The 25,808-nt window shown below is 38.5% G+C and carries 25 protein-coding genes; 19 read left to right on the forward strand and 6 right to left on the reverse strand.

Annotated elements, in window-relative coordinates; all coding sequences use genetic code 11:
• The first annotated feature begins 6 nt into the window (after positions 1 to 6).
• The 7 genes from DET49_RS02895 to DET49_RS02925 all read left to right on the forward strand — a co-directional run bounded on the left by DET49_RS02895 (position 7) and on the right by DET49_RS02925 (position 7,298).
• The gene (locus DET49_RS02895; protein ID WP_133546655.1) at positions 7 to 1,470 is read left to right on the forward strand and encodes a glycoside hydrolase family 30 protein; all 1,464 of its coding nucleotides are present in this window, start codon (positions 7 to 9) and stop codon (positions 1,468 to 1,470) included.
• A gap of 19 nt (positions 1,471 to 1,489) precedes the next feature.
• On the forward strand, positions 1,490 to 3,229 hold the full coding sequence (locus DET49_RS02900; RefSeq protein WP_133546656.1) for a SusE domain-containing protein: 1,740 nt from the start codon (positions 1,490 to 1,492) through the stop codon (positions 3,227 to 3,229).
• Between the two features lie 65 nt (positions 3,230 to 3,294).
• Entirely contained in the window at positions 3,295 to 4,722 is a 1,428-nt protein-coding gene (locus tag DET49_RS02905; protein ID WP_133546657.1) for a glycoside hydrolase family 30 protein, read from the forward strand.
• A 1,043-nt stretch (positions 4,723 to 5,765) separates the two neighbouring features.
• Positions 5,766 to 6,017 carry a DUF6364 family protein gene (locus tag DET49_RS02910; RefSeq protein WP_133546658.1) on the forward strand — a complete coding sequence of 84 codons (252 nt, stop codon included), beginning with the start codon at positions 5,766 to 5,768 and terminating at the stop codon, positions 6,015 to 6,017.
• A complete protein-coding gene (locus DET49_RS02915; RefSeq protein WP_133546659.1) occupies positions 6,017 to 6,439 on the forward strand; it encodes a type II toxin-antitoxin system VapC family toxin in 423 nt (140 codons plus the stop codon). Before DET49_RS02910 ends, DET49_RS02915 begins: the two co-directional genes overlap by 1 nt.
• Positions 6,440 to 6,639: 200 nt before the next feature.
• The gene (locus tag DET49_RS02920; RefSeq protein WP_133546660.1) at positions 6,640 to 6,888 is read left to right on the forward strand and encodes a DUF6364 family protein; all 249 of its coding nucleotides are present in this window, start codon (positions 6,640 to 6,642) and stop codon (positions 6,886 to 6,888) included.
• Positions 6,885 to 7,298, forward strand: coding sequence for a type II toxin-antitoxin system VapC family toxin (locus DET49_RS02925; protein ID WP_133546661.1), 414 nt, complete (start codon positions 6,885 to 6,887; stop codon positions 7,296 to 7,298). The genes DET49_RS02920 and DET49_RS02925 overlap by 4 nt, the downstream gene beginning before the upstream one ends.
• A 384-nt stretch (positions 7,299 to 7,682) precedes the next feature.
• Here the strand turns inward: DET49_RS02925 and DET49_RS18905 are convergent, their stop codons facing one another.
• Together DET49_RS18905 and DET49_RS02935 are read right to left on the reverse strand one after the other, a co-directional pair.
• Positions 7,683 to 7,820, reverse strand: a complete 138-nt coding sequence (locus tag DET49_RS18905; RefSeq protein WP_133546662.1) for an RES family NAD+ phosphorylase — start codon at positions 7,818 to 7,820, stop codon at positions 7,683 to 7,685.
• Positions 7,817 to 8,272, reverse strand: coding sequence for an antitoxin Xre/MbcA/ParS toxin-binding domain-containing protein (locus DET49_RS02935; protein ID WP_166636532.1), 456 nt, complete (start codon positions 8,270 to 8,272; stop codon positions 7,817 to 7,819). Before DET49_RS02935 ends, DET49_RS18905 begins: the two co-directional genes overlap by 4 nt.
• A gap of 595 nt (positions 8,273 to 8,867) precedes the next feature.
• On the opposite strand from DET49_RS02935, the gene DET49_RS02940 reads away from it, so the two are divergent.
• The 10 genes from DET49_RS02940 (at position 8,868) to DET49_RS02985 (ending at position 18,818) form a co-directional block, all read left to right on the forward strand.
• Positions 8,868 to 9,155 carry a hypothetical protein gene (locus DET49_RS02940; RefSeq protein WP_133546664.1) on the forward strand — a complete coding sequence of 96 codons (288 nt, stop codon included), beginning with the start codon at positions 8,868 to 8,870 and terminating at the stop codon, positions 9,153 to 9,155.
• Positions 9,156 to 9,188: 33 nt separating this feature from the next.
• Positions 9,189 to 9,473: a hypothetical protein gene (locus DET49_RS02945; RefSeq protein ID WP_133546665.1), complete on the forward strand. Its 285-nt coding sequence runs from the start codon at positions 9,189 to 9,191 to the stop codon at positions 9,471 to 9,473.
• Positions 9,460 to 11,880, forward strand: coding sequence for a TraG family conjugative transposon ATPase (locus tag DET49_RS02950; RefSeq protein WP_133546666.1), 2,421 nt, complete (start codon positions 9,460 to 9,462; stop codon positions 11,878 to 11,880). The genes DET49_RS02945 and DET49_RS02950 overlap by 14 nt, the downstream gene beginning before the upstream one ends.
• 34 nt (positions 11,881 to 11,914) lie before the next feature.
• A complete protein-coding gene (locus tag DET49_RS02955) occupies positions 11,915 to 12,463 on the forward strand; it encodes a conjugal transfer protein (protein WP_133546753.1) in 549 nt (182 codons plus the stop codon).
• 2 nt (positions 12,464 to 12,465) lie between these two features.
• Positions 12,466 to 13,308 carry a hypothetical protein gene (locus tag DET49_RS02960; RefSeq protein WP_133546667.1) on the forward strand — a complete coding sequence of 281 codons (843 nt, stop codon included), beginning with the start codon at positions 12,466 to 12,468 and terminating at the stop codon, positions 13,306 to 13,308.
• Between the two features lie 10 nt (positions 13,309 to 13,318).
• Positions 13,319 to 13,933: a conjugal transfer protein TraK gene (locus DET49_RS02965; protein WP_133546668.1), complete on the forward strand. Its 615-nt coding sequence runs from the start codon at positions 13,319 to 13,321 to the stop codon at positions 13,931 to 13,933.
• A 12-nt stretch (positions 13,934 to 13,945) separates the two neighbouring features.
• Positions 13,946 to 14,875, forward strand: coding sequence for a conjugative transposon protein TraM (gene traM, locus DET49_RS02970; protein WP_133546669.1), 930 nt, complete (start codon positions 13,946 to 13,948; stop codon positions 14,873 to 14,875).
• A 27-nt stretch (positions 14,876 to 14,902) separates the two neighbouring features.
• Positions 14,903 to 15,733, forward strand: a complete 831-nt coding sequence (locus DET49_RS02975; RefSeq protein ID WP_133546670.1) for a DUF4138 domain-containing protein — start codon at positions 14,903 to 14,905, stop codon at positions 15,731 to 15,733.
• Between the two features lie 507 nt (positions 15,734 to 16,240).
• The gene (locus DET49_RS02980; protein ID WP_133546671.1) at positions 16,241 to 17,275 is read left to right on the forward strand and encodes a response regulator; all 1,035 of its coding nucleotides are present in this window, start codon (positions 16,241 to 16,243) and stop codon (positions 17,273 to 17,275) included.
• Between the two features lie 154 nt (positions 17,276 to 17,429).
• On the forward strand, positions 17,430 to 18,818 hold the full coding sequence (locus DET49_RS02985) for a hypothetical protein (RefSeq protein ID WP_133546672.1): 1,389 nt from the start codon (positions 17,430 to 17,432) through the stop codon (positions 18,816 to 18,818).
• Positions 18,819 to 19,102: 284 nt separating this feature from the next.
• Here the strand turns inward: DET49_RS02985 and DET49_RS02990 are convergent, their stop codons facing one another.
• From DET49_RS02990 to DET49_RS03000, 3 genes are read right to left on the reverse strand one after another with little or no spacing between them, the layout of a single operon-like run.
• The gene (locus DET49_RS02990) at positions 19,103 to 20,689 is read right to left on the reverse strand and encodes a type IV secretory system conjugative DNA transfer family protein (RefSeq protein WP_133546673.1); all 1,587 of its coding nucleotides are present in this window, start codon (positions 20,687 to 20,689) and stop codon (positions 19,103 to 19,105) included.
• Between the two features lie 11 nt (positions 20,690 to 20,700).
• Positions 20,701 to 21,732, reverse strand: coding sequence for a MobB family relaxase (mobB, locus tag DET49_RS02995; RefSeq protein WP_133546674.1), 1,032 nt, complete (start codon positions 21,730 to 21,732; stop codon positions 20,701 to 20,703).
• An 11-nt stretch (positions 21,733 to 21,743) separates the two neighbouring features.
• Positions 21,744 to 22,124: a BfmA/BtgA family mobilization protein gene (locus tag DET49_RS03000; protein WP_133546754.1), complete on the reverse strand. Its 381-nt coding sequence runs from the start codon at positions 22,122 to 22,124 to the stop codon at positions 21,744 to 21,746.
• 667 nt (positions 22,125 to 22,791) lie between these two features.
• Here DET49_RS03000 and DET49_RS03005 point away from each other — a divergent pair.
• The gene (locus DET49_RS03005; RefSeq protein WP_133546675.1) at positions 22,792 to 23,250 is read left to right on the forward strand and encodes a hypothetical protein; all 459 of its coding nucleotides are present in this window, start codon (positions 22,792 to 22,794) and stop codon (positions 23,248 to 23,250) included.
• A complete protein-coding gene (locus DET49_RS03010; RefSeq protein ID WP_133546676.1) occupies positions 23,247 to 24,014 on the forward strand; it encodes a DUF72 domain-containing protein in 768 nt (255 codons plus the stop codon). The genes DET49_RS03005 and DET49_RS03010 overlap by 4 nt, the downstream gene beginning before the upstream one ends.
• A gap of 208 nt (positions 24,015 to 24,222) precedes the next feature.
• On the opposite strand, the gene DET49_RS03015 is transcribed toward DET49_RS03010, so the two are convergent.
• The gene (locus DET49_RS03015) at positions 24,223 to 25,740 is read right to left on the reverse strand and encodes an FAD-dependent oxidoreductase (RefSeq protein ID WP_133546677.1); all 1,518 of its coding nucleotides are present in this window, start codon (positions 25,738 to 25,740) and stop codon (positions 24,223 to 24,225) included.
• Positions 25,741 to 25,808: the final 68 nt, after the last annotated feature.

A 25,808-nucleotide genomic window follows, 5' to 3' on the forward strand; every position in this document is an offset into this window, starting at 1 on the left:
AATATTATGCAACTTTATTTAAAGAAATACGTACTGGCAGCAGGCCTGGGAATTTTATCCTTTTCCTGTGCCACAGAGGATGAACCAACTTACGCCCCACCAGAACAACCAGCTCCAGTTGGAGAGGTTGTAGGCCAGGCCAGGGTATGGACCACTACCGGCACAGGTTCAAAACTGCTTAGCCGACAGGATGATCTGGATATTTATGATAATATAGAAAGTGACCATCCTACAACAAACCTGGATGTTTCACAGCAGTATCAGGAAATTGAAGGTTTTGGCGCGGCCCTTACAGGCTCATCGGCCTATGTGATCAACAGGATGGATGCAAATCAGAAAAATGCCTTGCTTTCCGATCTTTTTGATCCTGAAAACGGGATAGGCCTTAGTTATTTGAGACTGACCATGGGCGCATCAGATTTCTCATTAAGCGATTTCACATATGATGATGTTCCCCAGGGTCAACAGGACCCGGATCTCAGTGAATTTTCTATTGCTGAAGATGAAAAACATGTGATTCCGGTGTTAAAGGATATTATGGCAATTTCTCCTGAGCTTGGTATAATGGCCAGCCCCTGGAGCGCCCCGGCCTGGATGAAAACCAGCCAGTCCCTTTATGGAGGCAGCCTTCAGGAAAAATGGTATGACACGTATGCTGATTACTTTGTAAAATATATAAAGGCTTACCAGGCACAGGGCATCGAAATTGATGCCATAACGCCTCAGAATGAACCGCTGCATGAGGCCGGGTATCCCAGCATGAGAATGGAGGCCGATGCCCAGGCAAATTTTATAAAAAACAGCCTTGGACCAGTTTTTCAGCAGCAGGGCCTCAGCACAAAAATCATCGCTTACGACCATAATTTTGATGAACCAGGATACCCTTTAAGGATACTGGCCGATGAGCAGGCTTATAAGTATGTTGATGGTATTGCTTTTCACGCCTATGCCGGTAATGTTTCGGCTATGGGAGCAGTACACGAAGCCTTCCCTGAAAAAGGCTTGTATTTCACTGAAATCTCAGGAGGAGAATGGGCTACGGACTTTTCAGAAAATCTTAGCTGGAATATGAGAAATATCCTTATAGGGACTACGAAAAACTGGTCAAAAACAGCACTTTTCTGGAACCTTGCACTCAATGAAAACTTTGGTCCTACCAACAATGGTTGCCAAGATTGTCGTGGTGTTGTGACTATATCAGGTTCGGGAGAAATAGATAAAAATGTGGAATACTATTCCCTTGCACATTTTTCAAAATTCGTTAGACCAGGAGCATACCGTATTTCTTCAACAGAATTTGAGAGTAATACAGGATTACAGAATGTTGCTTTTCAAAATACGGATGGCAGCCTGGTTTTGGTGGTGCTGAATGATTCGGGTTCAGCGAAAAGCTTTACCGTAATAAACGGGGAAGAAAGCTATACCAGTAACTTGGAGGCCAAGGCGGTACAGACAATTATTTGGGAATAAAAACACTAATACTATAAAGATGAAAAATTTAAAGCGATTATTTGGTGCCTTTCTGGCGCTCGTTCTTATGGTCTCCTGTGAAGAGGAAGACAACCTTGATCCGATCGGCCAATGGGAATTGGAGGCACCTGCATTATTAACAACCTCACAAAACATAACCTTAGACGAAGACCTGCCAGTGCAGCCTATTAGCTTCAATTGGGATCCGGCAATTTCCAGCGAAAGATACCAAGTACGTTATACGGTGGTCATCGATACTGCCGGTAGCGAAAATTATACCACTCCCCTATTGAGTAAAACTTCGGCCAATGGTGGTAAGGATACTCAGGTAAGTTTTACGGCTTCTGAAATTGATCTTGCCCTTTCCTATGCTGGTTACCAAGCCGATTCAGATGCTGAATTGGAAGTTGCAGTATTGGCCAAAAGTATAGATAAAATGGCTACAGATTCACAGCAGATTACCGTACATCGTTTCGAATCCGAGTATAAGCCGCAACAGCTTTATCTAAGTGGCACAGCGACTGAAGGCGGCAGTGATATAACCCAGGCTATTCCATTGCGCGCTTTGGAAAATGCTGATGGAAATCTAACATACAATTTTGAAACCTATACACATCTGGAAGCCGGAGAAAGCTTTATGTTATACAGTAACCAGCAAATTCCTGCACATACTTATGGGGGCAGTGAAGGAGAACTGGTAAAGAATGGGGAGCCTATCAAGGTGGAAGAAACTGGGGAATATCGCCTGAGCGCAGATTTGGAGAACAACACTTACAGCCTTATGAAAATTGATTACCTCAGCATCGTGGGAGATGTTATTCCCAACGGCTGGGGAGGAGACGAAGAATTGGAATACCATGGCAACGGGGTTTGGCAAGGCCAAATGTATCTTCAAACTCCCGAAGCTGGTCAGGGAGGTTTTCTTTTCAGGTTAAATGGAGACTGGGGGTATCTCTTCAAGCGAATTACCGGTACTCAAAACCAATTATATATGGAATCCCAGGCCGGGACAGCAGGGATAACTATCGAAGATATTCCGCTGGCCTTGGCAGGGAATTATAACATTACCGTGGATCTTACAGGAGATACCTATACCTATAGCCTGGAAGCGGATCAAACCAGTAATCCGCCCTCTGAAACTCCTGAAGCATTATTTCTGCTATCCGGTGGGGAAACCGTAGCTACTTTCCAAAAGGAGGGAGATGTATTCAGCCTGGCTTCCTTTGTACCTTTACAGGCAGAAGTCGCTTATCAGCTCAATAGTAAAGAGGATGGTAGTGGCACTGCTTACACTCTTGGGGCGCCCATAGGAGAAACTTCAAGTCCTGATGCTGATGCTGTGGTAGGCAATATTACCATCCTCGAAGGAGAAGGTGATGTCCTAGTAGCTAAGGACCAGGCTTACCAGCTTATTTTTAACTTTTCTACCGGTATGGCAAACTGGAAGTATTATAATATCAAACTGTTTCACTGGGATGACGCCAGTGGAGATTGGGACGGTCGGGATGAATTCCTTATGACCTATGAACACCCGCTTCAATTCACCCTTACCCAGGAACTGCAAGCAGGATATGCGATGAAATTTAATTCCCCATGGGAGGTGGAATTTGGCGCTGATGATCCCTCCGCGATGTCCGGAACTATGACAAACGGTGGGGGAGCCAATTTTCAAAATATCTCCACCCCTGGCACCTATAAAGTGCATATTGAAGTCTCAGATGATTATGAGACGGGAACCTATGAATTTATAGCCGAGTAATAAACCCTTTTAAAATTAATAACCTATCCTGAAAATTTCAGGATAGGTTTTACACCCCTGATTTTATGAAAATTCAAATCACTAAACTAAACAGGTTTTTGTTTTCAATGTTATTGGTTTCGGGCCTACTTGCCTGTAACCAAAAGGAAGCCGAAGCCGATAAAGCGAGCCTATGGCTTACTACTTTGGATAAAGAGTCACTTCTGGAGAAAAAAGAAGTACTCATTAAAGACAAGAACGATAATACCCAAGAGAAAGGTCCTACAATAACCATAGATACCTCCCAAACTTTTCAGGAAATGGATGGGTTTGGATATACTTTAACGGGGGGGAGTGCCTTGCATCTTAACAAGATGAGCGATTCTGCCAGGTCAGCGATTTTACAGGAACTTTTCGGTACAGGAAAGGATGAACTGGGAGTAAGTTATTTAAGACTGAGTATCGGCGCTTCCGATCTTGATAAGGAACCATTCTCTTACAATGATCTACCTAAAGGGGAAACCGATGTGAATCTAGAAAACTTTAGTCTAGCCAATGATACCCTTAACCTCATTCCTGTAGTAAAGGAAATACTTAAAATTGCCCCCGAAATCAAGATTCTGGGTTCCCCCTGGTCCCCACCTGTGTGGATGAAAGACAACAAGGGTACCCGTGGGGGCAGTCTGATGAAAGAATATTATCCTGTTTATGCAAATTACTTTGTTAAGTATATAGAAGCAATGAAAGAGCAAGGCATTATCATTGATGCTATCACGATACAAAACGAGCCCTTGCATCCTGGAAATAATCCAAGTATGCTGATGTTGGCTGAAAACCAGGCAGCTTTTATTAAAGATCATCTCGGCCCTTTGTTTGCAGAGCATAATATCGATACTAAAATTATTCTTTACGATCATAATGCAGACAGGCCAGATTACCCCATCAGTATTTTGAACGACCCCGAAGTCGCTAAGTATGTGGATGGTTCAGCATTTCATTTGTATGGTGGAGAAATAGAAGCATTGTCTGAAGTGCATAAGGCTCATCCTGACAAGAATTTGTATTTTACCGAACAGTGGGTCGGTGCCCCGGGAGATTTTGCTCAGGAAATGTCATGGCATACAAAAAACCTTATCATTGGAGCACCGCGCAATTGGAGTAAAAATGTTCTGGAGTGGAACCTAGCGGCCGATGAAAACCAGGAACCCCATACCGATAGAGGCGGCTGTGACAGATGTCTGGGAGCTATTACCATTGATGGGAATAAGGTAATAAGGGAACCGGCATATTATATTATTGGGCAGGCTTCGAAATTCGTACGCCCAGGTTCAGTTCGTGTTGCCTCCAATGAACCGGAACATATTGCGAACGTAGCCTATCTTACTCCTGACGGAGAAATAGCTATTATTCTGCAAAACACCTCAGAAAAAGATCAATCTGTGAATGTTGAATTAGGTAATAATGTAGCAAGTGTTCAGCTACCAGCCGGAGCTGTGGGAACCCTGGTAATGTAAACTAAGAAAAATGAAAAGATTGGGGAGAGCTGCAGGATTATTTTTCTGGTATTGGAAGGGAAATTAGTAACAATCGGAAAATGAGATCGCTTCCAGGAAATCAAGAAATCCTTGGCAAGGATGACACTGGAAGAGAAAGTTGATCAAATAACTCAGGTGACCCTCGTTGTAATTGGTAAAGGGAAGGACCGCTATTCAAGCTAATAGTCCTTTAATTTAGATGAAGCACTGTAAAAGGACGTAGGAGAATATAAGGTAGGTTCTTTCCTAAATACAGCGAACAAGCATTCCTGCCCCTGGAAAAGTGGTATTCCCTAACCAATGAGATCCAGGGAATCAACGCTGAACAGACCCGCCTTGAAATCCCAATTATTTATCGAGTGGACCAAACCCTTTGGGTTACCTATTCGGTTGGAGCAACCATTTTCCCCTCGCAAAAAGAGCCAGGCGTAATCCTGAACGGGCATAGCGGAGAGCTGAAATTACGCCGTTTAAAACAAGGGCCAGCGGGGTGACTTTGAACTTTTCACCGATACTTATTTACTCTTTATAAATATATTTGAGCAAAGCTAAATTCAGTATACTTATTTTTCACGGGTTTAGTGAAGTGCATAAATCTGTACTTAATTTAGTTCTGGGTCCTTCTTTGACCATTAAGATGATTTCTTCATGGCCTGCACTTTCTACAAATTTAAATAATCAAAGTTATTTGGAAATGGGTATATGCCAGTTTTGGTAAGTAACTGAAAATGTTGGTTTATTTTCCCTGGAGATAATTTAGATTAGAAACAGTGGGTAAAACCAGATCCACCTTATGAGAGTGAAGATTAAGTAATATTAATTTTGAGAAAAAATTATATCTCAATTACTACATGCTTAAAATTGCTTTTATCCCATTAATTTATATGTGATAGAGACTATTATATTGCGGACATAACGAGTTAGCGACAGCCGGATTAAAAAACGTGTTAATTTAGTAAAAATAACACGTGTAATCTAATTTCTTCTTTATATTTGTAGTTATAACATTTAATGGAAAAGTGATGAATACAAAACTCACATTGACAATAGAACAAGAAATTATTAAAAAAGCAAAAGAGTACGCTAAAGATAAAAATCGTAGTCTTTCAGATATTATTGAAAACTATTTAAAAGTTCTGACGAAAGAAGAACAAAAACAAAAGAACAAAAAATTGAATCCTGTGGTAAAATCCTTAAAAGGTTCTTTTAAAATGCCAAAAAATATGGATTACAAAAAAGAACTTAGAAACCGTTTAGAGAAAAAATATCTTTAATGGAAAATATTCTTATTGATACAGATGTCATTTTAGACTTCTTCTTTGACAGAGAACCGTTTGCGGAGTTTGCAACAGATATTTTAAACTTGTGCGAAGAAAATAAATTAAAAGGATTTACCACTCCTGTAATTATTTGCAACGTTTATTACCTGCTCAGAAAAACAGCAAAACATGAGATCGTCATTGAAAAGATTAAACAGCTATTGACTATTATTGATGTTTTAAACATAAATAAAGAAGTAGTCCTGGATTCCTTAAACTCCGACTTTAAAGATTTTGAAGACGCACTACAAAATTTTTCAGCGGTTAAAAATGGGAAAATTAGCATTGTTCTTACAAGAAATATAAAAGACTATAAAAAGAGTGAATTAGCAGTAATGACTCCTGAAACATATTTAAGAGGTACCACCAGTCGCTAACAGCGCATAACTCAAATAGCGGGTAGTTTAGTAAAAATTGTTATTTTAGAAATCAATTAAAAATCAATAAGCCGACAACTCCGGGTCCATTTTTCCCGTGACTTATGTTATGCGCGGCCGTTAGCCAAATGAAAAATTTAGAAAAAATTAAGTTTATTTCACGTAATTAATTAATTTTTTTTATACGTAAAATAAATGTGATGGATAAAAAATTGACATTAAGTTTAAACGAGAATATTATAGAAACTGCTAAACGCTATGCAAAATCTAATAATATTAGTCTATCAAAATTAATAGGATCCTATTTGGGTACCCTGACTAAAAAAGAACAGAAAAAAGAAAATGAAGTAACACCACTGGTAAAAAGTCTTAGTGGAGTTATTTCAATTGATGATGATTTTGATGTGAAAGATGAATACACTCAATATTTAATTGAAAAGTATAAATGAAAAGGATATTGATTGATTCCAATATCGTAATTGACTTACTTTCCCAAAGAAAGCTATTTTATGATGATGCTGCTACGCTATTTTCATTAGCAGATAAAAAACGACTAAAACTGGCCATTTCGTCCTTAACTTTTGCAAATACTAATTATATACTCACAAAATTAAAATCAGCTAAAGAAGCACGAGAAATTTTGAGAAAATTTAAAGTGCTGGTTGAATTATTGAGTTTAGATGATAAGATTACGGAATTAGCATTAAGCGATGAAAATTTTCCCGATTTTAAGGATGGATTGCAATACTATTCGACAATAGAAAATGAAATTGATATCATAATTACTCGCAATAAAAAGGATTTTAAAAATTCAAAATTACCCGTTTTGACAGCAAAAGAGTATTTAGCAACAATTTAATTTTGCCAGTGGTTAATTCGATCACACGGATTCGCCGTTAATGGAAAGAGTGCTCCTCTAAGCCCAATAGCTTGGAAAAACTTCCCTTTTACCCACCACAGGAACTGGCTATCATATGTGGGATCACAAAAAATGTCAGCAGTTATGCAGCCCGGCATAATTTCGCAAATTCTCTTAAACGGAGAAATGGTACCGATTAATTAGCTAATGTTTAGGACATCATAATCTAACCGTGATCTCGGCATACTGAAAAGAATGAAATATTCAGGTTCTGGCTTAAGCCCTTGATGTCCTATTGTAATTATTTTAATTTGGGGTTGAAGCCTGATTATTTCCTTAAATAATTATCGGGAAGTAGATCAAAATCTACATGAACCAATTTCTCTAAAAAAGCCGGGAGGAAGTTGAGGCGCAGTATAAAACAGGAAATCCTTTTAGATTCCACCGTCCTCCAGTTAACTTACCACTCGTGCCACATAAATCTTTAATTCTCTTTTTCTTCGCAAATCTATATACAATCATGAATAAACACCGTGTTCAATTCTGCGTAATTCATCCATAACTAAATCAACACCTATACTTGTTTCAATTAAATCGAGTGGCTTCGAATTTGCCAGGGCTTTATTTGGACGATCTAACCAAACAATAAATTTCTCTTTTTCATTAAAAACATTTATTCCTTTATGAAAAAGACGTGTTAATTCTATTAATCTTTCCGATGAATTAATAGCTATGGTTTTATCTGGAGCATAACGTTTTAGGGTTCTTTCAGAAACGTGAATCAATTTAGAAACCTGCTTTGTTGTTAAACTGGAATGCTTGATAAAAGAAGTTACTGAATTTCGGTATAAACCTTCTTTTAAAATCTTTAGGTATACAAAATCTGAATTTCCCTTAGTTAAAGAAACCGATTTGAGATCTAACCATTTGGCTACAGTTTCTCTTTCCTCTTTAAGATCAATTGTCTCTCCCATGTCTTGCGTCATTTATCACAAATAAAGTGACAAAGGTCGTAATTTACCACTTTAGAATTAAATTTTAAACGCATACCATTTTGGTTATCACTTCATGGGGAGACCGGAATATTTTGGTAGCCTTTCAACAGTAGTGGTGTAAATTCTTCCCTGGATATCATGTAGCTCATTGGCTACTATTTTTTTTGCGGTTTCAAAATTCCCTGCATCGCTACCGGAAAAAAATCTTCAAATAGTCCCTGTTTTTTCGCTCGATTTGTTCGAAAGAATGCTAAAAATATAGAAGTCAAAAATTTAGGTTTATGGGATAATTTTATATTAAAATAGCCCCTTATGTTTAGCAAAAAATAGGTTCCTTTTTCACCCGCTGATGACAAAACTGACGTTTTCGGGTTATTTCATCCTGTTCACTTTTCAAGTTATGAACAGTGTCCCATTCAAAATTCATAAAATTTGATCTCAAATAAGATCGTTTTAACACAATTTAATCCTAATAATATATTATCCACAAATACCTGATTTTCAGTATTTTAACTCGATAAATTTCTAATTTTCTCATAACGAAAACGAATCAATAATTTAAAACTTTTCAGTTATGAAAAAATCAATCTTCCTGGCATCCTGCCTATCGCTTTTTTCCACCTCACTTTTTGCCCAGATCGGTGGAATCGAAGATTCCGTTATGGAAATCTCCGATACCATTAGGATCATATTTCCTATAGTGCTTGGAATCATCTTCCTTGTCGGCTTTCTATTTAATGTAGGTCATTTCTTTGGTGAGAATGCTGACATGAAAAAAGGAATTGTCCGTGTGCTGCTCTTCGTCCTTATTGCAGGAACGGTGGTGGGCATCTTTTCCTATTTAATCTCCATGGTTGTATAAGACGCTGAAAATTAAACTAAAAAACATTGTCCTATGAAAAAATACGAACCATATAAGAATATTAGGAAGAAGGCCATAATCTTTGGCCTACCTCTTCCCCTCTTTGCCCTTATGGTGATCTGCATTATAGCATCGCTTTTTGTGATCATCTTTTCCTTCAGCCTGGCAGTAATCATAGGTGCATTACTTTTTAATGCAATCCTGTATATCCTCCTGAATCGTATCAACCGGCTCCTTGAGTTATTCCAGATGTTAGGAATCTTCCCGCAGATGATCAGTAACAAAAGAAATTCAAATATACGTTATGAAAAAAATTAACCTCTCTTCCCACTGGCCTATTTCAGATATCCAGGATAATATACTTTTTGCAGGTAATGGCAATGTAGTTCTGTGCTACCGGCTCCATTTGCCTGAGATTTATTCCCTTTCTGAAAAAGATTTTGAAGCGCTGCACGGGGTCTGGTTTCAGGCCCTGAAATCCCTCCCTGTTGGAACAGTGGTCCATAAACAGGACCTTTATGTAAAAAAAGGTTTTGATCCTGAGGGCCTGGCCAATAACACCTTTTTGGGAAAAGCTACCCATGATTATTTTAAAGATCGGGAATATATGGAACATTGCTGCTTCCTGTTCTTTAGCCTGACAAAAAACAAGGCCATAAATAATCCAAAATATGTAAATCCTTTTCGAAAAATCTCCAGGGGCACCTTTTCCGAGCTTGATGAGAATCTAAAAAGTTTTATCAGTTTGGTAAGCGACTGTGTTTCCTATATCCAGAACAGTCGAAGGATTTCAATTACACCATTACAGCCCAAAGAAATTGAAAACCTGACCCATAATTACTTCAATGGTTTTAATGAAGGCTTTGATACCGATATTTTATTGGATAAAAAAAACTTCACCATTGGAGAACATAATTTTGATGCCCTGGCTATCAACAGCGAACTGTGCTTTGGCGAAAGTGTACAAAGTAGCAAAACCAATGAGAAATTCACTTCGGACGATTTTGTATTTCACCAGGGGTTTATTGATGGCCTAGGGCTTACGCTTAAGGACAACCATATTGTTAACCAGATCCTGTATTTAGACAACAAACATAAATGGCGCAGGTTACTCGAGAAAAAGGTCGAGGAACTGGGCAAAAGTTCCAATTTTGGTACTCAGAACAAAGTTGTCCTGGGAAAGATAAAGGATATCTTGGAGAAGATCAATGCCGATGACAATGCCCGTATCATCAGGGGACATCTCAATATCATCTACTGGGACCGCGATTCCAGAAATCTGGAACGCATCGGTTCTAAAATAAAAACCCAGTTCAAAGACCTGGATATTGTTCCATACTATCCAAGGGGTGAGGAGCGAAATAATTATATTCTCAATAGTTATTGCTGCTTTTCCACTAATTTCTCTGATGAGGATCTATATGTGACCGACTTAAAACACGCGCTCTGTCTTTTTATCAATAATACTAATTACAAGTCGGATCCTACAGGGGTCATTTTTAATGACAGGGAACATAACATCCCGGTGCTAAAGGATGTTTGGGATGAAAGGAAGAAACGAATAAAAGCGCGGAATTTTGCCATCTTCGCCCCCACCGGCGAGGGAAAATCCTTTCTGGCCAATAATATCCTTCGCCAGTATTTTGAGGATGGGGTACGGCTGGTCATTATAGACCTTGGAGGCTCTTATGCTAAATTTGCAAAATTATACCCCAACCAATATACTGTCCTTCGCTATGAGCAGGGAAAGAATTTAGGTATCAATCCCTTTTATATCAGCAGTAAAAAAGACCTGAGCCCGGAGCGCCTGGAAGAGCTCTGCGTTTTCTTATTTGAACTCCTGGCTACGGATCTAAAGGTAACCAAAGCCCAAACCGTCTCCATCAAAAAGATCCTGCATTATTATTACAAAATCATTTCTGAAAACCACTCCCTGGAGGGTTTCTATAAATTCATCGAGCAGCGACAAAAAGACCTGCTTGAAAACCTTAAAATCCATCCCGATTACTTCGATATCAAGGCCTTTTTGCACGTGCTTTCGGAGTATATCGGCGATGGTCTATATAGTTTTCTCTTTGAGACAGATAAAGACCAAACCTATAAGATCGAAGACAAGCGCCTGATTGTATTTGAACTGGATGAAGTAAAGGACAATAAAGAGATCCTTTCGGTTATGCTCAAGCTTATTAAGTCGGCAATTCAAAGAACGATTTGGAAAAACCCGGCAGAAAAAGGCATTATTCTTTTCGATGAGTTTGCCAAGCAATTGAAGTTTGAAAACGTCCTGGAGAGCGTGGAATTCTATTACCAGGCTATTCGTAAACAAAACGGGGCTATAGGGATTATCCTCCAATCAATTAACCAGCTCCCGGAGAATTCAACCTCTGCAAGTATCCTGGAAAATACCCAGGTGATCTATAGCCTGAATAACGAGAAGGGCTATGATGAGCTGGTAAAACGGCTGCATCTGTCCAGTCACGATCTCAATCAGCTTAAATCCATCAAAAACAATCTTGCCGGTTCGAGGAAGTACACCGAGCTGTTTATCAAGATCGGGAAGGAAAGTAACATTTTCCGTTTGGAAGTACCCCCGGAAGCCTATGCGGCCTTCCTCACCGATGGCGCTGAAAACGCGGCGATCATGTCCATTTACAATAGGACCGGGAATATGGAAGAGGCTATTAAAGAATTTTTAACTGCTAAAATATCAGACGATGAAAAATAATATCTCCAACCAAAGCAAATCAATCCTCCTGGGAATGATCATAGCCTTATTTTCTTCAGGCCAAATTGCGGCCCAGGGGATGCCGGTGTATGATAACACCAATTTTATAAGCCTTGTTAAATCCCTTGTTGAATCAGCAAAGCAAACTGCCAACCTGGTCAAGACCGTCAATTTTCTCAAAGCCCAGAAGGAGAATATCGAAAAGGTCAATTCCGTGGTAAAGGATTTGAAAGCCGTACGAGAGATTGGCAGGAACAATCAGCGGCTGATATCGATGATGCAAAATGAGCTTCGGGATATTTTGAATTCTCCCTATATAAGACCGGAGGAAGTTTCCAGGGTAACCGACTCCTTTAATGCAGTCGTGGAAAACTCCCTGGCAACCATGAACTTTATCGATGAGATCCTCACCAGTGATCACCTGAAAATGAGTGATGCCCAGCGGGCCGAAGTACTTAAACAAAAGGAACTCGAATCCAAAGAAATGCTTACTGATATACGCTTAAAGACCAAACGCTATCGTGAGATCATTTCTTTCAGGAAAATGCAGGATATGATCAATAACCGGGAAAAAGCCTATTAGTTATGAACGCCGTGATCCTTTTAGCCGTGGGCCTCGAATATATTGACAGTGTCTTTCAGACCATACAGGACAGCGAATTTTCCCAGTATACTATTGCCGGGATGAAAACTTTAGCGGTCCTCTTCTTCCTGGTGAACATCCTTAAAAAGTACAACGAGGGTGTAACCCGCGGGGATGATTATACCTGGGGGCTTTCTCCTGAAGACCTGGTTAAAAATTTTACCGTGGTCCTCCTGGTAATTTTCTCTACCCAAATACTGGGATTTTTTGATGGAGTTTTAGTCGCGATTGAAAATCAGTACCGCGATACCGCCCCTGCGCTGCTGCCCTTGCAAATGCAGGAGATTCCCATAGAGGAAGATGTCTCGCCTATGGATGCCATGCGTAAGGCTATGGCCTTGCTTTATGAAGCGCTGGTGACGCCTTTGTATGGGTTTAAAACCTTTGCTTTTCTGATAAGCTTGTTTTTATGGATCATGGACCTGTTTATCTACCCGCTTTTCCTTGCTGAACGTTATTTCCTGTTAGGGATCATGCAGGCCTTCTTTCCGCTAGTGCTTAGCCTGGCTGTTATTGAAAAGTTTCGATCCATGGCCTATAGTTTTTTCAGGTTGTATGCGGCAGTCTATATGCTGGTCCCAGCTTTTTTCCTGGTCAATGTTTTTATCAACACGCTTTACACGGAGATCACTGAGAATTTCTGGCTCAACCTTTTCGGCACAGATTACGGTAGTAGTTTTTTCAGGCCGGTGGTAGAGCTGGGGTCGATAGGCTTTATAGTCTTTTTAAAGTTCAAATTATACCGCCGAACTATCACCTTTACCTTAAGATTATTCACCACTTAATATCCATATAATGAAAACACCATATCAAAATATTTATACCGTTTTAAAGCTTAACCGCCTGATCGTTTTGGCGGTAGTTATTTGCGGGCTGCTTTCCAGTGCTTTTTCCTTGTGGGTGGCCTTTTCAACGGGCAGAAAAGCCTTAAACGCTGCTTTTGCCATCAGTACCGATGGCAGTATTATCCCATTGAAGCTCGTAACTCAAAAAGAAAATTTCCGGGTGGAGGCCCTGGCTCACTTAGACCTGTTTCATACCTATTTCTATAATATTGACCCCAGCAATTATGAGTCAAATCTTGAAAAAGCCCTTTGGCTGGGCAATAGTTCTGTATCCAACCTATATCGCCAGAAAAAGGCGGAAGGGGTTTATAACCGCTTACTGCAATATTCCCTGGTGCAGAAAGTATTAAAAATCGATTCTGATCTTGATAAAAAAGAGGATCGCTACCATTTTAGAAGCAGGGTTATTTTTGAGATCAAGCGCGGATCTATTGTAGATACCTACGAGCTGATATCCACTGGTAAATTACTGATTATTGACCGTCATTTTCCTAATAATCCGCATGGACTGCTCATCACGGATTATTTTGAAAACAGCTTACGTAAAATAACTCCACAACCATAAAATTTAAATCCAATGAAAATAGAAAAAAGTAAAATCGTATTTGTAAGTATCCTTGTGGTGATCGTTGTATTTCTGGTTTGTTATACTATCATCATTACCCGGGAGGATAAGGATGAAAATAACAAGCTCCAGCAAATCACTGTTCCCGCACTGGAAGAAGAAACCCAGGAAGTATACGATTCCAAACTGGAGGCGATTAACGATATAAAGGAGGAGCGGGAAAAAAATGTACCGAGTATATACCAGGAAGAGCTCATAGATTCTTTGGGTTATTACGATCCGGAATTAAACGAAAAGGAAAAACAACGCTTTATAGACAGTATTTACACCCTTGGAGAAAAAAGGTCTGTCAAATTAAGCGCAAAAGACATAAAAAAAACCTCTGAAGTTCAGCTTGTTAAAGAATCGGATCCTGTGGAAATTCAAACAGCACAAAGGATCGATGCCAAGGAAATGGGATTGGAACACCAGTTATTCTTTGCCTCAGCACCTCCGCCCCGAGCTGGCTCCGAAACACGGGAAACAGATGCAGAGATTCTTGTGGTTGTAGATGGTACACAAGTAGTCAAAGCCAACTCAAGATTGCGAATGCGTCTTGCAGCAGCTGCCACTATAAATAACAAACACATCCCAAAGAACACGCCCATTTTCGGTTTTATAAGTTTTCAGCCTAACCGGGTTTTAATCGAGATTGAACACGTAAATCACCAGCCCACCGATCTGAAAGCTTTCGATCTGCAGGATGGCAGCCAGGGAATATACGTGGAAAACAATTTCCGGGCGGAGGCTTCCACAGAGGTTCTGGATGATCTATTAGGCGAAATCAATATTCCAAGTGTACCACAAATAAGTGGCATTGGTAAAGTCCTTCGGCGAAACAATCGAGCTGTAAAAGTTACTGTACTCAATAATTATAAACTCCTTTTAAGACCAGGTCAATAAGCCCTGGTATTTCTAAAACCTAATCCTATGAAAAATTATATCCTTATTTCAGCATTTATTTTCACAGGCAGTTTGAGCTTTGGGCAAAACCCGGAAAAGCTTGACACCATTTATGCCAATGATCAAAAAAACGTCGCTTTATTCTTCCCGGGGGCCATTGGACAGGGAATAACCGGGACTAAGAATTTTGTATTCACCTATAACAGGGAAAAACAACAGTACTTCGGGCTTTTACAAGCCAAGCCTGGAAAGGCAAGTAACCTTTTGGTCATTGATACCCAGGGATTTGTTTACTCCTATATTCTCCAATACAAAAAAGAGCTTTCCAGGTTGAATTACTTTATTTCTCAATCCCAAAGCATAGGTAAGGAAAAGCCCGAGCCCGATTCAATTCAAAAACCCAAAGCACAAAAAATAAGATTGAACAACAAAGCCTATTACCAGAGATTCAGTTCTTATTTACTTCGTAAAAAACAAGGGGTTAGCAGGATAAAAAACCGGAATCAGGGCATTGTTTTAAGTGTAGAGAATATTGTTTTTAATAAGGATCTATTGTATTTCGTAATTCATATTGAAAATAAATCGGGCCTTGATTATGATATAAATTTTCTAAACTTAAAGATTCAGACTAGGCAGCGGGGAAAGAAAAAGTCGGCACAGGACCTTTTAAAGGAACCTGTATTTCAATATAAAGTTCCGGCTAAAATAAGATCCGGTAAAAAAGTGGAAATGGTTTATGCCTATCCGAAATTTTCGCTTTCTAAAGAACGAAGGGTCCTATTAGTTCTCAACGAGAGCAACGGGGGACGACGAGTAAGCCTAAAATTAACCCATAGGGATATTAATAACCCAAACTAATGCTGTTTATTAAAGTTGCAAAGGAGGTATCAGGTTAAGCCTGAAACCTATTGATTACACTTTAAATTAAGACAACTGGTTTTTAAACTGGTTTTTATTTCAATAATGATCATGTAAGGATCCTTTGCTAACTGGTAAAATTTAAAGGTTACCTAAACTAATATATGATTTTCAAATCCCGACAGACTTGAGAGCACACCCTCCTTCACATCGTTAAAAATGAATAATAATATAGATTTGAAATACCTCCATTTAAGGTATTTTCTTCCGTAGGAAAGAAATACAAAAAATAACTCTGATTGCACATCTACATATCTTAATATTTTCTTAATTTTAACATCCCAAATCAACCATCTTTTAGACTAAATCCTTTTAACCCTTACTTAACCCTACAATATGAAATCTCTTTCTTATAAAAAAGAATTATTAGTATTACCAAAGCATTATCTATAAGTGCATTTCCAATAATTAGTATTATGCATTTGAAATCCATTAGTGATAGGTAGTATGTACAACGATAAATATCAATACAGGATTCTCTTAATCGAAGATAACGATGGAGATTACCTGTTGGTTTCCGAGATTTTGAAGGAAATCTTTTCAGCTCATGTTTTAACAAGGTTAGCAAGCTATGCATCGGTTAAAGAACTCCAAAATAGCCTCCAGTTTGATGTGGTGCTGTTGGATCTAAGTTTACCGGATAAGCAGGGTACTGAGTTATTACGCCTTATACTGGAGCAATTCCCACTTACCCCAATAATAGCCCTAACCGGTTATGCACAGCTAGAATTTGCCAAAGAGTCTCTTGCACTGGGAATAGCGGATTATTTAATAAAAGAAAATACTACTGCTGTCCTTTTATTCAAAAGTATCATATACTGCCTCGAGAGATTTAAGAATATAGCTGCTCTTGCCAGGTCTGAACTGTTATACAGTGACCTTTTCAATTTCAATCCGCAACCCACCTGGGTTTATGATCTGCAAACCTTAAAATTCCTGGATGTAAACTGTATGGCTGTCACTAATTATGGCTACTCTAAAGAGGAATTCCTTAATATGACGCTCAAGGATATCCGGCCGGCGAAGGATTATAAACGCTTAGAGGTTTTTGTAAAACTATTAAAGTATAACGGAGAGGGTATAAACGATCGAATTTTCACCCATATCAAAAAGAATAAGGAGAAAATAAGGGTTAAAATTGAGAGTAAGATCATAGATTATAAAGGCAAAAAAGCAGTTATTGTGGTGGCAAATGATATTACTTCCCACTTAAATCATCTGGAGATCATTGAAAAACAAAATGAGGAATTACGACATACCGCTTGGTTACAATCCCACGTTGTCAGGGCTCCTGTTGCTAAAATTCTTGCCATAACCAACCAGTTAACAGAGGATCATCTTTCCATCCAGGACCAAAAGTTTTTGTTAGGTGCCCTTACTACCACCACTGAAGAATTGGATAATAATATTCGAAAAGTAGTTGAAAGAACAGAAAAGATATTTGAGGAAGATGCCTCTTCAAGTATTCTCGGTCTCAACTGATGAGTTTCTAAAAAAACCAATATATTCCAGAAATAGGGATAGATTGAGAAATTCAAACTTCAATAAGAAAAATATCGATTACCTCGCCTGCACCCTATAAAATGCTTCATGTAATATTATGTGGTTAAATTGATAATCTTAAATTGAACCCACTATGAGATACTGGAAAAATCTGTATAATACTTTATCAAAAGAACAAAAGTTATTGTTCCTAAAGGAATTACTAACCGAAAATGAATCCGTTCGATCCCAATTTATTTCTCGTTATAAACGGGAATCCTCTGATGATTTCCTATGGACCAAAGCCTTGCTCTTACAATTTTTTGACAAGGAAAAAACCCAAATCCTAAAACAGCTGGAGCACCTTGATTTCGTGGATTTTGATTGGGATAATTATATTCCTCGCCACAGTGGTTATATTCCCGATTATGAAGCTTGTGAATATATGGGCGAGGATATGGTTATTAAAGTTTTAAAGATACCGGGGGAACAAATTTTAAATTATATACGACAGGGGAAAATTATTGAGGGCGCAACACTTTTAGCTGCAGTTTACCAGGCCTGTACCGAAGTATATTATGAGGAGAATTATGCCTTTGAGGATCCTGAAGAGGAATTTCTGCAATTATTCCAGCCGACATATGATAAGGCATTGAGAGAGATCAAATCGGTAATTATCAGTGATGAGCAGATCCTTGTTTTTTTTGAGACCCTTTTTACGCAGTATGAAGGTTTCGGAGAGGATTTAAAATATTTTGAATCCTTATTAATGTCCTTAATTCAGGATGAAAAAATAGCTTTTAAAATGCAGAAGCTATTAGAGAAATATAAGATTGATGAAGAAATTCTCCCTAAACTTACCCTTCAGCTTTATGAGCTGATGGGAGAACAAAACAAGTGGATCGATCATGCTAATAAATATTTTCGGCAGAATGAGGAACTGGCAGAAAAATTAATGAACTATTATCTTGAAATAGATAGAAAGCAATTTCTGGAAACCGCAACGGAGATCTTTTCTATCTATCCTCATACTTTTGATAGGTATCTTCTTGAGAACCTTAACTTAGAATCGGAATTACCTCTTTTTAAAATGGTATTGCGAAGGATTACACTTTATGAAAGAGATATTCAATATTATTACAGATTAAGGGATTTATTTTCTCCAGAAGAAAAAGAACTATTCTACAAAGAAATATGGGATAATGTCTTTTTGGTAAATATTTTTGAAACCGAAAAACGCTATGACCTGATTCTCCAATTGGTATATTCCAATAGTGATTCCTGGGATTTTAATGAACTGATCCTTCCCATTATACCTGTATACCCACAGCAATGTTTTGAAATTTTAGAAAATAAAATATATAAAACCCTGGACAACCAAAGAGGTCGAAGTGCATACCAAAGGATCACGGAGATGATGAAATTACTTATGAAGATAGAGGGAAAATTATTGCAAACCAATCAAATCATCCACAGTGCCTATCATCATACACCTGCGCTACCCGCCTTGAAGGATGAAATAAGAAAAGCCGGTTTAATCTAGGGGAGTCCGCAACCGAATTAAAGATAGGTATAGCTGATTATAAACAGCGCCCACAAACCAGGTAAATAAGCTATATCCACCGTAAAATAACCTTGCTGTCTGACTAATTCTTTAGCTCCCCAGTCAAAAAAATTAAAGCTATCCTATAAGGAGTTGAGTTCTCGATAATGGGTTAAAACTGAAATCTTTGATAGGCTTTTTTTCCTTTTTCTTTGAGCTATTGCAATTATAACTAGAAAGGTGTATTGAAAGTTAGCCAATTAATCTATATAACCTCATCCCTTCTATTCAAAAATAGATCTTGCCTCTTGATATACCCGTTTAAAATTAGCTTCTAAATCCTCCTGGGAATATGGTGAGCCTTCTTCTAATTCCGGAAACTGACGCCTGATTTTATGCAGTCTAAACTGCAGTTTTTTATCCTTACCATCGGCATAGGTGATAAATTCGCCTTGCTTCAATCGAAAAAAAGCATTGGCGCGTATTTTTGGCATTTCCTTTTCACCGGTGGTTACCCTTGTATCAAAATTAAGGCTATAACTACGGTTTACACTGGTTGTTGGTTTTTTTACAATTTCAAAAAAGCGCTCATAATACCTGGCGGTATCCGGATCATTTACTTTTCCAAAAAACTGATAGGATAAATTACTTAATATGGCCCTGCTTGCCCTATCTCCGTACATCATATCGTTCTGGATCTTATCCTGCATCACATAAATCGTAGCAATATTATAACTGCGCAGGGTTGCCGGAATCCGGTGCATATTGAGCAAACGAAGCGTAGGGGCCTCTTCCATAAGCAAGAAGCTATCTTTAGAATTGCGGACACTCATTTGTTTGGTAATAGTGTGAATGATCGTGGCAATAACCGGTGAGAAGGAGGAATCATATTTTGGATTGTTCACTACCGAAATCACGGCAGGGTTCTCCTTACTATTGATATTCAACGACACTTCATCTGCCGATAATGCCATAAATATTCGCTGGGTGCTGATTCGCTTAAGTGCATTGGCCAGGGTACTTTTCACCCCTGCGGTTTGTCGCTCTGAATCTTTACCACTGATAAAAGCATCGGCCATAGCACGCGAGGTGATATTGGTTTCCAGAAATTTTATAAGACTGGGGGTATCCAGGTACTGGTAAATTGCAATCAGGTGCGGAAGACTGCAAAATTCAGGATAAGAAACTTTTAATTTCCAGATAAGTCCGCCTATCAAACCTTCCGCTGCATCATTAAAAAATTTTGTGGTGCCCGAGGTACCGGATTCTCTTTGCTCCAGAAGGTTTTCAACCAGTACCCTTGCTACCTCGTTTACGCTCTCTTCACTGTCCAAATAGCGAGGAGCAATTGGATTGACCCGGTGCATGATCTTATCAAAGGAAACCACCTTAAAGGGAATTTCACCCTTGTTAAAAAGCGGGTAAGCCATTTCTGTGAGTTCAAAATCCTTGTAATCATGAATAACCCCACAAAAGCCTTTTGCCTTAAAATGCTTTAAAAAACCATATACAACACTTTCTGTTTTTCCACTTCCCGCTGAACCGATAATAGAGGCTCCACGCCTGATATTATCCACTTTAAAAGTTCCGGTACTGGTAGCGAACCTGACGCTATATTGCGGGTGGCTATTTTTGTTTTTCTCCGGATTATGTAAAAACACATAGCCTGTAATATTGATAAGCATTAATGGGCATCCGGGAATCAATAACACTACTGCCATTTGGTTAGTTTGTGATAAAAAGAATAGTATAATTCCCAGAAGAATGAGGTTGATGATAAATGCATAGGATACTAATTTGTAGCATGTGTAAAACACCATACTGGTTATCCCGATAATTAAAAACAGCGGTGTGAGGGTTTCCAAAGACATATTTCAATTATTTAGATTTCAATTGCACTTGATTTGACAGCTAAATCGACTCCTTTTCTAAGCTTATTGAAAAGTTTTAGGGCGAGCTGCGCCTTGCTTGTTGGGATGCCTGGCACTATAAAAACCCCAGACTTCTTTAACATTTTAAAAGCAAGCGCCTTTTCACTGGAGGGAAGCTTCCTTAACGAAGAAAAATAGTTTTTAGGATTTTTGATAAAATCCAGTCGGGCTTTATAACTTTCTGTGAAGTTTCGCTGATAGCCGAAAGTCCTGTCAAAGGTTTTTTCAGCATTTCTAAAAAACATATCCCTGTCAAACCCGCGTCGTACTACTCTCCCATGTAGTATCACTGTGGACGCTTTAAACTTACTACCCGGGGAAAGGCTAAACCTATTGGAGGCATCTTTCCGGCTAACGATGATGTGGATATGGCTTTGGGGACCTTCCTTTTTCATTCCCTGTACGATCCGTTCCCCGTTTTGTTTGTGTGGCGCCTGTATTTCCAATTTGGCAATTTGATGTTCCTTTTCTAATATATTTCCCGGGAGCTCACCCCGGCTTATTTTCATGATCTCTTTTTTAAGTTGTTGGATTTTAGCAGCAATTGGGCGGTTTTCCTGAACCTGTTTGTCATTACCTTTAAAACTTCGTACATGCTCAATTTTAGCGTAGTATTTTATATCATCAAGGCTTACCGGCCTTCCATTTAATTCCCGGTTAAAGGAAGCGATATAATCCTTCATCAGTTCCCTGGTGTATCGTTTTAAATCCGCACTGCTATCCTGTAACTGGCTAAGTTCAGCTTTGGAAGGGTTGACCGTAATCGAGTAGAACCGGGGTTCGTTTTTTTTTAGTTTGGCAGTGTTGCTGTCGATTTCACCGGATACCTGCTTGGCAGAAATATTATCATGATACTGGTTAAAGAAATTTTCTTTTTTCTTTTGCTGCAAGCCCTGGTTTTCCTTTTCCAGGTATTCCACAAATGCAGCGGAACTTTTGGAATTGTTTTTCCCTAATTTTTGAGGTGTGATGGTAATATACATAGCTTCAAATTTTACAGATCCTGTGAAACATTGCTCTTCTCCCTGAGACCAATCTCCTTTTCTTCTTTGGTAGTTTTCTTTTCCAGGATAAGAGGTTTATTTTCCAGGGTTTCCACCTCGAATAAACACTGCATCATGGCAAGAGTTGGTTTGGTCTGGGTCTTTTCCATTTCCCGAATTATGGCAATTAGGGAATTGATCCTTTTTTCTAAAGATTGTTGAATGGTCCTTCCTGTCGGCCCTAATCTTTCATGAGGTGATATCTCATTGTAGCGAAAGAAATCAAGCATAGCGGAGATGGCCTCTGAATGTGATTTGAAGTGAAGCTGGGAAAATTTCTGAAACCGTTTTGCTGTTTCCCCTTTGATTTTAATGCTGGTGAAGGACTCCATAGTCTTGACTTTTTTAAAGGCTTTTAATTCAAATTGTGACTGCAAAATTTGATTCTTTTTGAATTGGGAGTACTCCCAGAGTTAAAAACAAAGAAGGAATTAGAAATACAGCTTTGTCGCATTCTTACTGAAATTCCCTCTGCCCGGCTGGACGAACAAAATTTGCATACAATCTGGTTAAAACCAATTGCGTTTTTTTAGGAAAAATTTCCTGAATAATGTTGTTATGATGTGCAGGGTAATCGGCGAAAGTCAAAAAAAAGGATCCCCTTACTAAAATCTAATTGCTGAAGATCAGCGTATTAAAGATACTAATTTTTTTGAATTTCAAAGTGTATAAAATTAATTTTTAGGAAATAATTCATTTGTTATTAAAAAAGATTATATTTAAGTATAGGTTTTAAGTAACCTTAAAAAAGGGAAAATTCAGGTAACAGCGGATTTTCCCTTTTTGCACCTTAATATTCGGTGATTTAAGGTTGACAGACTCCTAAATGATTTTCAAGTTTGAAATTTCCAATGCTAATAATGTCATTTTCGACAGCCATAGCGTGGGGAAAATTCCTGGTTTTTTAATTAAGAATGGTTTACAAACCCCTTTAGGGTCTTAATTAAATTAAACCTACTAATTTTTTAATCTATAAGAAGCTTAGTAAAATAAACCCTTATGAATACCGGTAAAATTCTTATTTCATCAATAATTGGAACCTCTGCCATGACTATTTTCAGTTACCTGGTATCCAATTCAAAAAACAAAAATTTTCGGGAGCCGGAGGTTTTAGGTAAACTTATTAAAGCTTTGCCACTAAATATTTCAAAAGACACCGCTCACTTGGCAGGATGGGGTATGCATTATACTATTGGATTCGCATTTGTAGCTAGCTATAATGAAATATGGAAGCAAACGAAAGTAAAGCCTTCCTTAACTTCCGGGATTTTGATGGGTACTGCAAGCGGAGTATTAGGTACCCTGGGCTGGAAGCTGATGTTTAAAGTTCACCCCAATCCACCTGCTAAAAATCTAAAACCATTTTTTGGACATCTCCTTCTCGCCCATATTGTATTTGGCATTTTTAGTGCCCTTTCCTATAGATCAACTTATGCTAATAGAAATCAATTACAATGAATCCCGCTCCTGCACCTGGCTCCAAACATCATTTTTATTCAGGTCTTAGCGGCCTGCAGTTGGATATTCCCAAATACTTATTTCCGCCCCCTTATGAAAACGCAAGTAGGTTGACCTATTATGCTTCCATATTTAATAGCATTGAAATCAATAGTTCCTTTTATAAAATTCCCCGAGCTTCAACAGTAGCTAAATGGGCTGATTCTGTGCCGGAACACTTTAGATTTACTTTTAAATTATGGAAAGGAATTACACATAGCAAAGGTTTAAATTTTAATGAAGCGGATATTGCTGACTTTCTTAAATCTGTCAATTCCGTAAAGCAAAAGAAAGGATGTTTGCTGATTCAGTTTCCTCCCAGTCTGGGAAAGGAATATCTTGTTCCATTAGACAATCTTTTAAATTGTCTTAGTGCAACAGATGCTATCCAAGGCTGGAAGCTCGCCGTGGAATTTCGAAATAAATCCTGGTACCATCAGGATGTTTATGACCTGCTGCACCTCTATAACGCGACAACAGTTATACAGGACAAACCAAAGGCCGCGACACCTTTGCTACATCATAAATCAAATTTTATTTATAACAGGTTTCATGGACCCGGTGGAAATTACCGGGGTAGTTATTCAGAAGAGTTTTTAAAAGAATACTCCGGGCTTGTAAATGAATGGATGGATCAGGGCAGAATGGTATATGTCTATTTTAACAATACTATGGGTGACGCCTTTACTAATTTAAAAAGCCTGAACGACTTGATGCAGCCTTAGACCATAAGCAAGCAATAAAATCTTAGACAAAAGCAATGCAATATGTAAGGCCTTCAAATAACAACCGCAAAATTGCCCGAAAAACTATTACCATTTCTTAAGGCAGATAAATTGGCAAGGGTACCTTGCACAGTAAGATGTAAATCGAGTTAAGCCCTTGAAAAAAACATGCAAGTTATAGGTAAATTAACTTTTCTTCTTTTCCATTTTATCCGTTTTCATTGTTTTCATCTACTTTTGAAAGGGCATCAATGGCTGGTCCTTCAATGACTTCACCAGATGGTTTAAACCGACTTCCGTGGCAGGGGCAATCCCAGCTCTTTTCCAAATCATTCCAGTGAATTATGCAGCCAAGGTGGGTGCAATAGGCCGAAACGACATGGTATTTCATATTTTCATCTCTTGAAATAGCAAGCTTTTTACCTTCGATTTCCATTATTTTACCCTCGCCCTTTTTTAGTTTTTGTAATTCTTTGGTCGAGCTTCCAAGGATATGGTCTTTAAAAAACTCTTTAGCCACATTGAGGTTTTCCCTGGTAAAAGCCCTGGCCGATTTCACGGGATTTACCCGCAATGGATTAAAAACATCTTCATATTGGTTTTTGTTTCCGGTAATTAAATCGGTAATAATCTTACCAGCCAGGGTCCCGTATACCAGCCCATCGGTGGAAAAGCCTGTGGCGATATATTCATTTGCACCAGGACTTTTTCTACCTATAAAGGGAAGGAGGTCTGCAGGTTTATAATTCTGGCCTCCCCAGTAATGAGTAACCTCCTTTACAGGAAATTTTTCCTTTAAATAGGCTTCCAGGGATTCCAGCAGATCCTTATTATGTTGAGATTGTCCAACTTTAAAAGATTTGCCTACTGCCACTATGTAATGGTGGCCATTGCGCTTATAAGCGCGAAAGGAAAACTTTTCATCTTTTTTATATTCCCAAAATATACCGGAAGGATAGTTATCCTTAGCTAATTTTGCGGCAATAGCATATTCCCGGTACGGGCCAAGAGTAGTATCGAATTTCAGGTCTATCCCCTTTGGAGTATGAGTTGCGTGGACTAAGTAACCACTGGAAACACTGCCCGATTTAGTACTTATAATATAACCTCCTTTTTCTTGCTTATCAATCTTTTCTACTTTAGAGTCCTGAAAGATTTGGCACTCCCTGGAAACTATTTTATTTGCCAGATTGTGGACATACAGAAAAGGATTGAACTGTGCCTGATGGGGATATTTAATGACTTTTTTTGCTTTAAAAGGGAAATCAGAAGGAGATACTTCAAGGTTTGGTACCCCGAGTCTGGATGATATCCCTAATTCTTCCTCAATTTTATCAGCCTTATCATTAGAAAAAAGATACATTGGTTGAACGGTATAATCACAATCAATATCTTCTTGTCTTAATATCCTCTCTATCGTTTGAAACCCAAAATCCCGGGCTTTTAAGACTTTTTGAATTATCTCCTTATCATATTTCGAATCCAGGGAAGATAAAAGTTGGTCTATTATAGTATATAGATTTCCGGTGCTATGTCCAGTTGTACCCATTCCAATTTTCCCGGCATCGAGAACAGCTACCTTCAAACCGGCCTTTTTAAGAAAATAGGCAGTAGTAATACCGGTAATACCTGCGCCAATTATACTAACATCTACATGAAGGCTTTCTCTTAAAACTGGAAATTTACTGAAAGTTTCGAAGGAATTCCAAATAGGCTTTGCTACCATAATTTAATATTTAAAATGTAAAATTTACAGTTTCATTCTGCTGGTCAACTTAAACTCTCAATAATCTT

It is taken from the genome of Salegentibacter sp. 24 (assembly GCF_004362395.1).
In the GTDB taxonomy this organism is placed as follows: domain Bacteria; phylum Bacteroidota; class Bacteroidia; order Flavobacteriales; family Flavobacteriaceae; genus Salegentibacter.

Bases quoted from the DNA above. Each gene is read 5' to 3' on its own strand.
- DET49_RS02895 (WP_133546655.1), top strand. From the start codon at position 7: ATGCAACTTTATTTAAAGAAATACGTACTGGCAGCAGGCCTGGGAATT.
- DET49_RS02900 (WP_133546656.1), top strand. From the start codon at position 1,490: ATGAAAAATTTAAAGCGATTATTTGGTGCCTTTCTGGCGCTCGTTCTT.
- DET49_RS02905 (WP_133546657.1), top strand. From the start codon at position 3,295: ATGAAAATTCAAATCACTAAACTAAACAGGTTTTTGTTTTCAATGTTA.
- DET49_RS02910 (WP_133546658.1), top strand. From the start codon at position 5,766: ATGAATACAAAACTCACATTGACAATAGAACAAGAAATTATTAAAAAA.
- DET49_RS02915 (WP_133546659.1), top strand. From the start codon at position 6,017: ATGGAAAATATTCTTATTGATACAGATGTCATTTTAGACTTCTTCTTT.
- DET49_RS02920 (WP_133546660.1), top strand. From the start codon at position 6,640: ATGGATAAAAAATTGACATTAAGTTTAAACGAGAATATTATAGAAACT.
- DET49_RS02925 (WP_133546661.1), top strand. From the start codon at position 6,885: ATGAAAAGGATATTGATTGATTCCAATATCGTAATTGACTTACTTTCC.
- DET49_RS18905 (WP_133546662.1), bottom strand. From the start codon at position 7,820: ATGATTGTATATAGATTTGCGAAGAAAAAGAGAATTAAAGATTTATGT.
- DET49_RS02935 (WP_166636532.1), bottom strand. From the start codon at position 8,272: ATGGGAGAGACAATTGATCTTAAAGAGGAAAGAGAAACTGTAGCCAAA.
- DET49_RS02940 (WP_133546664.1), top strand. From the start codon at position 8,868: ATGAAAAAATCAATCTTCCTGGCATCCTGCCTATCGCTTTTTTCCACC.
- DET49_RS02945 (WP_133546665.1), top strand. From the start codon at position 9,189: ATGAAAAAATACGAACCATATAAGAATATTAGGAAGAAGGCCATAATC.
- DET49_RS02950 (WP_133546666.1), top strand. From the start codon at position 9,460: ATGAAAAAAATTAACCTCTCTTCCCACTGGCCTATTTCAGATATCCAG.
- DET49_RS02955 (WP_133546753.1), top strand. From the start codon at position 11,915: ATGATCATAGCCTTATTTTCTTCAGGCCAAATTGCGGCCCAGGGGATG.
- DET49_RS02960 (WP_133546667.1), top strand. From the start codon at position 12,466: ATGAACGCCGTGATCCTTTTAGCCGTGGGCCTCGAATATATTGACAGT.
- DET49_RS02965 (WP_133546668.1), top strand. From the start codon at position 13,319: ATGAAAACACCATATCAAAATATTTATACCGTTTTAAAGCTTAACCGC.
- traM (WP_133546669.1), top strand. From the start codon at position 13,946: ATGAAAATAGAAAAAAGTAAAATCGTATTTGTAAGTATCCTTGTGGTG.
- DET49_RS02975 (WP_133546670.1), top strand. From the start codon at position 14,903: ATGAAAAATTATATCCTTATTTCAGCATTTATTTTCACAGGCAGTTTG.
- DET49_RS02980 (WP_133546671.1), top strand. From the start codon at position 16,241: ATGTACAACGATAAATATCAATACAGGATTCTCTTAATCGAAGATAAC.
- DET49_RS02985 (WP_133546672.1), top strand. From the start codon at position 17,430: ATGAGATACTGGAAAAATCTGTATAATACTTTATCAAAAGAACAAAAG.
- DET49_RS02990 (WP_133546673.1), bottom strand. From the start codon at position 20,689: ATGTCTTTGGAAACCCTCACACCGCTGTTTTTAATTATCGGGATAACC.
- mobB (WP_133546674.1), bottom strand. From the start codon at position 21,732: ATGTATATTACCATCACACCTCAAAAATTAGGGAAAAACAATTCCAAA.
- DET49_RS03000 (WP_133546754.1), bottom strand. From the start codon at position 22,124: ATGGAGTCCTTCACCAGCATTAAAATCAAAGGGGAAACAGCAAAACGG.
- DET49_RS03005 (WP_133546675.1), top strand. From the start codon at position 22,792: ATGAATACCGGTAAAATTCTTATTTCATCAATAATTGGAACCTCTGCC.
- DET49_RS03010 (WP_133546676.1), top strand. From the start codon at position 23,247: ATGAATCCCGCTCCTGCACCTGGCTCCAAACATCATTTTTATTCAGGT.
- DET49_RS03015 (WP_133546677.1), bottom strand. From the start codon at position 25,740: ATGGTAGCAAAGCCTATTTGGAATTCCTTCGAAACTTTCAGTAAATTT.